Consider the following 5,879-nt stretch of genomic DNA (forward strand, 5'->3'; position numbering starts at 1 on the left):
GCTGATAAGCGGGCGCACGGCATTACGTACATCCGTATACGTGCTTAATAATATATGGAGTACCAGTTCCGGTCTTTTCAGCAGTTCATCGGTTCCCATTGCCTCCAGCACTTCCACCCCGGCAGTTCTGACAGGCTGAAAGCCGTTGCTGATCAGGCTTTTCACCATGGTATCAGACACTTCGCTGAAATTGAATTGTCCTCTTTTCAGGAGCAGCAGCCTGGCGGCAAAAGCCTGGCAGGCAGCTACCGGGCTTTGCAGCAATGCTTCTATATCCGGTATACCCGTTTCCGTTAGTGCAGGCCGGCAATTCCCTTCCAGGATGCTGCAGCCGTCGTTGAGATTTTCATTCCCTTCAGGTGTGGCAGTCTTCAGTGCCAGCAATGCAGTCACCGCTTTCACGCAAAGCGTCCTCATTTTATCCAGGGATAAATATCCCGGGTTGAGTTTTTTACGAACAAAATCACGCACTTCCCTGTAGGGTGAAAACACCAGCTGCAGGAGGAAGTCCATATCTGCAAAGCACACCGCCTCATTATCGCTGATCCACTGCAGGCCTTGTACACGGGCCAGTTCCAGGGGGCTCATTACCAGCACATACAGCAACCGTAATGATGGATTGGCGGGATCATATCTTTCTTTGGCCAGCTCCAGCCCGAACATCGACGGGATAGAAAAGGCATTGGCCAGGAGCCCGGCAATCACGCCTTCGTCCATTTTATCTTTCAGGGCATTGTAATCAGGATGTGCTTTCAGCTGCTCCATTGCAAAGATGTGCACGGCTTCCATGCGTGCCGATACCAGCAGCTGGATAAAAGCCTGGGGCAGTTGCTGCCACAAGTGCAGAAAGGGTACCTCTCCTGCTGGTTTTGCCGGCGGATTAGCCGCTTTGTATTCAGGCGGTACCGCGGATGCCGGCAGGTTCTTTTCCCCGCCCAGCCAGCCGAAGAGTTTTTTCAGCAGGCCGCCTTTGTCTTTCATGGCATCGGGGTTACCGGCCGAGGCAGGTTTCGTTTGCCCCTGACCGTTAGGCTGGCCGGTGAAAACCCATTCCTTATGATCTGGTGTGAGCCGGAGATTAGCGGCGTTGCCACGCAGGATGTAGTTCAGGTACACCAGTTTGGAGTTGGCCGGGAACTGCCGGTAGGAAGTCACATAGCGACCATTCACCCATTTGTATTGCGGGGTTTGGTATTCTTTGGCGCCGTCCCTGCCTTCATCATATTGCAGCAGTAATGCGGTGGCGAGGCGAACATAGTGGTCGTCGTTCCGCTCACCAAAACGGCGCAGGTTGCGGAATACGCGGTAATGAAGATAGTTACGGGTCTTGTTTGAATAGGCCAGTTTACTGGTGGGCCTTTTCAGTTCTTTATCTGCCTGAAATGATTCTTTCAGTTCCGGTATAAAGGTAGAAGGCACGAAGGGTTTATCATTATAATCGATCCGGGTGCCGGGGTTTGTAAACATAGCGGCTTCCCTTTCAAAGCGGGCCGCCAGTATGGCTACCACGCCCTGATCGCCCCGCAGTTCCGCCTGTTTGAAGATATGACGGATATGCTGGAACCAGGAAGGTCTGAAAGGCAGATGCATGAGGAGGTTGCCGAGGGCTACCCGCACAGGCGTCTGTTCAAAGGCTACGATGTAAAGGTCTTCCAGCAAGGGATAGCTTTGCTCCTGCCGGGTGATCACCTGTTGCTGCAGCAATGCCAGGAGTTCTTCTGTGTTCCCTTTGGCAATGGCCTGCTGGAAAACTTCGGGCAGGCGTTGCAGGTAGGAATGTACATGCGCTGTACGCTCTTCCTGCGGCAGTACCAGCAACAGGCCGTTGGCGGCCAGCATCCTGATATTCAGGGGCCGGGAGCTGTTGCCGGCATAAGCGCGCAGCACGGGAATGGCTGCCGCATTGCCGGATTTGCCGAGCGCCCACAGGGCGGCATAGCGTTGTAATCCGTCGCCTTTCTCCACCAGCCTGACCAGGTAGGGAACGGCCTCCTTTATTTTTTCTTCACCGGCTCTCCATATTACACGGGGAGTACTCCAGGAAGTTTTAAAGCTGTTCTTTCCTTCCACGGCATCCTGTAAGCGTTTGAGGATGGCGCGATGCATTACATTTTCTACGGGGCTAGTGTCTGCCGGTGTAAATGACAGATCCTGAACAGCTTCCTGTTCTCCCAGATAACCTTTGCTTCTTTTTTCCTTTTCGAGGGCGTCGAATATGGTGGTAGCGGCAGACAATGTAACGGGGCTCACTGTTTTGGTGCCGTCTTTCAGCGTCCCAAACCTTTTACCGTAGCGGAAGTTAACAATGTACTGTTCCGGGCCAACTTCACAAAGATCAATTTCGTAGGTCTTATCCGAGTTTCCTTCCCGGAAAAAGAGTTTTACGTTCCTGACAATTCGCATGAGCTAACATTAAAAAATAGGTGGCTAAGCTAACAAAAGAATTTTGAATTAACACAAAGGGTTATATAATTAATATAGGCATGTACGTTAGGGGTTATATAGCAACGGGCCGGATGGCCGGCCCGTCTGTTTGTTGTAACCTTCATGGAACTTATCCAGAAGTATCGTTAAACGTTGAAACGGAAGTGCATTACATCACCGTCGGCAACGATATACTCTTTACCTTCAATGCGCAAACGGCCGTTGTCGCGCGCAGCGGATTCAGATCCGTATTTTACGTAGTCATCATAAGCAATTACTTCTGCTTTGATGAAACCCTTTTCAAAATCGGTGTGGATCACACTGGCGGCCTGCGGGGCTTTCCATCCTTTGTGGATGGTCCAGGCGCGTACTTCCTGTACACCGGCAGTGAAATAGGTGATCAGTTCCAGCAGGTTATAGGCAGAACGGATCAGGCGGTTCAGACCGGGTTCCGTTAAACCATATTCTCCAAGGAACAGTTCTTTATCCGCCGGGTCTTCCATTTCGGAGATCTGCGCTTCGATGGTATTGTTCATTATAATTACCTGTGCGTTTTCCGCTTTCACGGATTCCTGCAGGGCCTGGGAAAATTTGTTGCCGGTATGAAGGGAGGCTTCATCCACGTTGGCAACGTACAATACCGGTTTTTCGGTAAGCAGGAACAGGTCGGCAATGGCTACCCTTTCTTCTTTGCTGAGGCCCAGTTCGCGAATGTTACGGCCTTTCTCCAGGTGATCCTGGCATCTTTTCAGTATTTCAAATTCTGCTTTTGCTTTCTGATCGCCGCCGGTTTTAGCCATTTTCTCTGTACGCGCTACTTTACGTTCCACGCTGTCCAGGTCTTTCAGCTGCAATTCGGTATCAATGATCTCCTTATCGCTTACAGGGTTGATCTCTCCTTCTTCGCGGAGGATGTTTTCATCTTCAAAGCAGCGGATCACGTGTACGATCGCATCTACCTCGCGGATATTGGCCAGGAACTTGTTTCCCAAACCTTCTCCTTTGCTGGCGCCTTTTACCAGGCCGGCAATGTCTACAAACTCGATGGTAGTAGGCACTATGCGATCGGGTTTTACCAGTTCCGCCAGTTTATGCATACGTTCATCAGGCACATCCACCTGACCCACGTTTGGTTCTATAGTACAGAAGCGGTAGTTACTGGCCTGCGCCTTAGCGCTGTTGCTCACCGCATTAAATAAAGTCGATTTTCCTACATTCGGCAATCCTACAATTCCAACTTGCAAAGCCATTTTTTAAAATTTGCGCAAAGATAGGTTTATTTTAGTTTATTTGTTGATTGAATAAACCAATAATCTAATGGCATTAAACTACGTATGGCTGGGATTTTTTCTTATTGCATTTGTTGTAGCACTTTTCAAGTCAGTAGTTTTACATGATGCGTCCATTTTCGGAGAGATCATGAACGGCATGTTTGCCAGCGCCAAAACCGGTGCGGAGATCTCGCTGGGACTGGCCGGTATCATGACTTTATGGCTGGGCATCATGCGGATCGGCGAGGTAGCGGGGATGATCAACCGGTTTTCCAGGCTGGTAAACCCTTTCTTTTCCAAACTGTTCCCTGAAGTGCCTAAAGGGCATCCGGCAATGGGGTCGATGATGATGAACTTTTCCGCCACCATGCTGGGGCTCGATAATGCCGCCACGCCCATGGGCCTGAAAGCGATGAAGGAGCTGCAGGAGATCAACCCGCGGCCGGAAGAGGCCAGCAACCCGCAGATTATGTTCCTGGTGCTGAATACGGCCGGTGTGGTGCTGATTCCCACTTCTGTAATAGCCATACGGCTGGCAGCCGGCGCGGCTAACCCGGCCGATATCTTCATCCCTACCCTGATATCCACGTTCATGGCCTTCATTATGGGGATGTTTGTGGTTTCCATCTACCAGAAGATCAATCTCTTTAAATTACCCGTACTGGTGTTCCTTGCGCTGTTTGCCGGAATTATGGCTGCTTTATGGTTTTGGGTACATAGTTTACCTCCTGCGGAGATAGGCCCTAAAACGGCTTCCCTCGGCGGGGCCATCATATTCAGCATTGTCATTATTTTCCTGGTGGCGGGGATGGTAAAAAAGATCAATGTATACGACGCCTTTATCGAGGGCGCCAAAGAAGGATTCCAGGTATCTGTAAGGATCATCCCTTACCTGGTGGGGATGCTGGTAGCTATCAGCGTGTTCCGGACCACCGGTTGCCTGGATTATATTACCAATGGGATCGGTTTACTGTTTGCCGCCATAGGATTCAATACCGATTTTGTGCCCGCCCTGCCGGTGGCATTTATGAAACCCCTGAGCGGCGGCGGCGCCCGCGCCCTGATGGTAGATATCCTTAAAACACACGGACCGGATTCATTTGTGGGTAAACTGGCCAGTATTATACAAGGTACTACTGAAACTACCTTTTATGTACTGGCGGTGTACTTCGGTTCTGTAAACATCAAACTTACACGGTATGCCCTGGCCGCAGGTCTTATCGCCGACTTCTTCGGTATGCTCTGCGCCATATTGCTGGCGTATCTCTTCTTCCATTAATATCATGAAAATAAAAAAGGGAAGGCTACCTTCCCTTTTTTATTTTATGCCGGTATGTTAATGGTTGCATTTACCCGCTTCACAAAATCGTCTGCACCGGTAGGACTGATCAGCCATTTCCTGTTGAGCGATTCTATCAGCACCAGGTTTTCCCTGTTGGTACACCAGCGCTGGTACTTGCCTATTTCGCTGGAACGGTAGGTGCCCAGGTACCCGAAAATGCCGCCAACTCCAAGTAAGCGGGAACTTGTGCCCAGGTCTTCTTCTGTAACGCTTCTCAGCCTTACCACATCTTCCAGCTGAATAGTAATGCTATGCAGCGGCCGCTTGATAAGTATAGTCGTAGCCGTTAGAATATAGTACCTGGGGCTCAGACACCAGGCCACCAGGATGGCCGGTACCAGGATAAACAACAGCATGGTGGTAGTCACTGCATCCTGTGAAACATCCGTGATCTGTCTGAATAAAAATATAAGTGTGATAATGATGACGAGGTTTGTTACAATCTTCGAGTTATCATCCAACGGGGCGGCGTATCGCATATATGGCTCTCCTTTAATTCGGTGGGTAAGATAAAACAAAATGATTATATGCTATCATACTTCCCGGTTTTTTCTTCAATGGTTACATCTCCGTCTTTTCTTATCTGCATTTTTATATACACCAGCAACTGGGAAGCGCCGGCTTTAAAACACACTTCCTGGGTTTTACGCACCACTTCCATCAGCTCTTCGTAGGTTCCTTCCATCACTGTTTCAAAAGGGCATACCCTATATTTTACGCCGGAGTCCCTGATCACTGCAATTGCTTCGTCTACTACCGGGTAAACCTGCTCTGATGGTACCGAAGGGATGATCTGGAGGGCTAAATTAATCTTGTTACTCATGTTTTTATAGCTTTATATA

The 5,879-nt window shown here is 49.7% G+C and carries 5 protein-coding genes; 1 reads left to right on the plus strand and 4 read right to left on the minus strand.

Translation table 11 applies throughout. The features are described from left to right. Both VN105_RS20950 and ychF read right to left on the minus strand, forming a co-directional pair. A partial coding sequence (locus VN105_RS20950; protein WP_325643851.1) for a HEAT repeat domain-containing protein occupies window positions 1-2,403 on the minus strand: 2,403 nt, incomplete at its 3' end. Window positions 2,404-2,570: 167 nt separating this feature from the next. Continuing rightward, the gene (gene ychF / locus VN105_RS20955; protein ID WP_325643853.1) at window positions 2,571-3,674 is read right to left on the minus strand and encodes a redox-regulated ATPase YchF; all 1,104 of its coding nucleotides are present in this window, start codon (window positions 3,672-3,674) and stop codon (window positions 2,571-2,573) included. A 67-nt stretch (window positions 3,675-3,741) separates the two neighbouring features. Here ychF and VN105_RS20960 point away from each other — a divergent pair, with 67 nt between their 5' ends. Then, window positions 3,742-4,974, plus strand: a complete 1,233-nt coding sequence (locus VN105_RS20960) for a nucleoside recognition domain-containing protein (RefSeq protein ID WP_325643854.1) — start codon at window positions 3,742-3,744, stop codon at window positions 4,972-4,974. A 44-nt stretch (window positions 4,975-5,018) separates the two neighbouring features. Here the strand turns inward: VN105_RS20960 and VN105_RS20965 are convergent, their stop codons facing one another. Beyond that, a complete protein-coding gene (locus tag VN105_RS20965; RefSeq protein WP_325643856.1) occupies window positions 5,019-5,516 on the minus strand; it encodes a PH domain-containing protein in 498 nt (165 codons plus the stop codon). A 44-nt stretch (window positions 5,517-5,560) separates the two neighbouring features. Continuing rightward, a complete protein-coding gene (locus VN105_RS20970) occupies window positions 5,561-5,860 on the minus strand; it encodes a thiamine-binding protein (RefSeq protein WP_209857658.1) in 300 nt (99 codons plus the stop codon). Between the last annotated feature and the right edge of the window lie 19 nt (window positions 5,861-5,879).

Origin of the sequence: Chitinophaga sp. (assembly GCF_035564935.1) — a bacterium.
Classification (GTDB): domain Bacteria; phylum Bacteroidota; class Bacteroidia; order Chitinophagales; family Chitinophagaceae; genus Chitinophaga.

Excerpts from the sequence above, each read along its gene's own strand:
- VN105_RS20960 (WP_325643854.1), top strand. The coding sequence starts at position 3,742 with ATGGCATTAAACTACGTATGGCTGGGATTTTTTCTTATTGCATTTGTT.
- VN105_RS20970 (WP_209857658.1), bottom strand. The coding sequence starts at position 5,860 with ATGAGTAACAAGATTAATTTAGCCCTCCAGATCATCCCTTCGGTACCA.
- ychF (WP_325643853.1), bottom strand. The coding sequence starts at position 3,674 with ATGGCTTTGCAAGTTGGAATTGTAGGATTGCCGAATGTAGGAAAATCG.
- VN105_RS20965 (WP_325643856.1), bottom strand. The coding sequence starts at position 5,516 with ATGCGATACGCCGCCCCGTTGGATGATAACTCGAAGATTGTAACAAAC.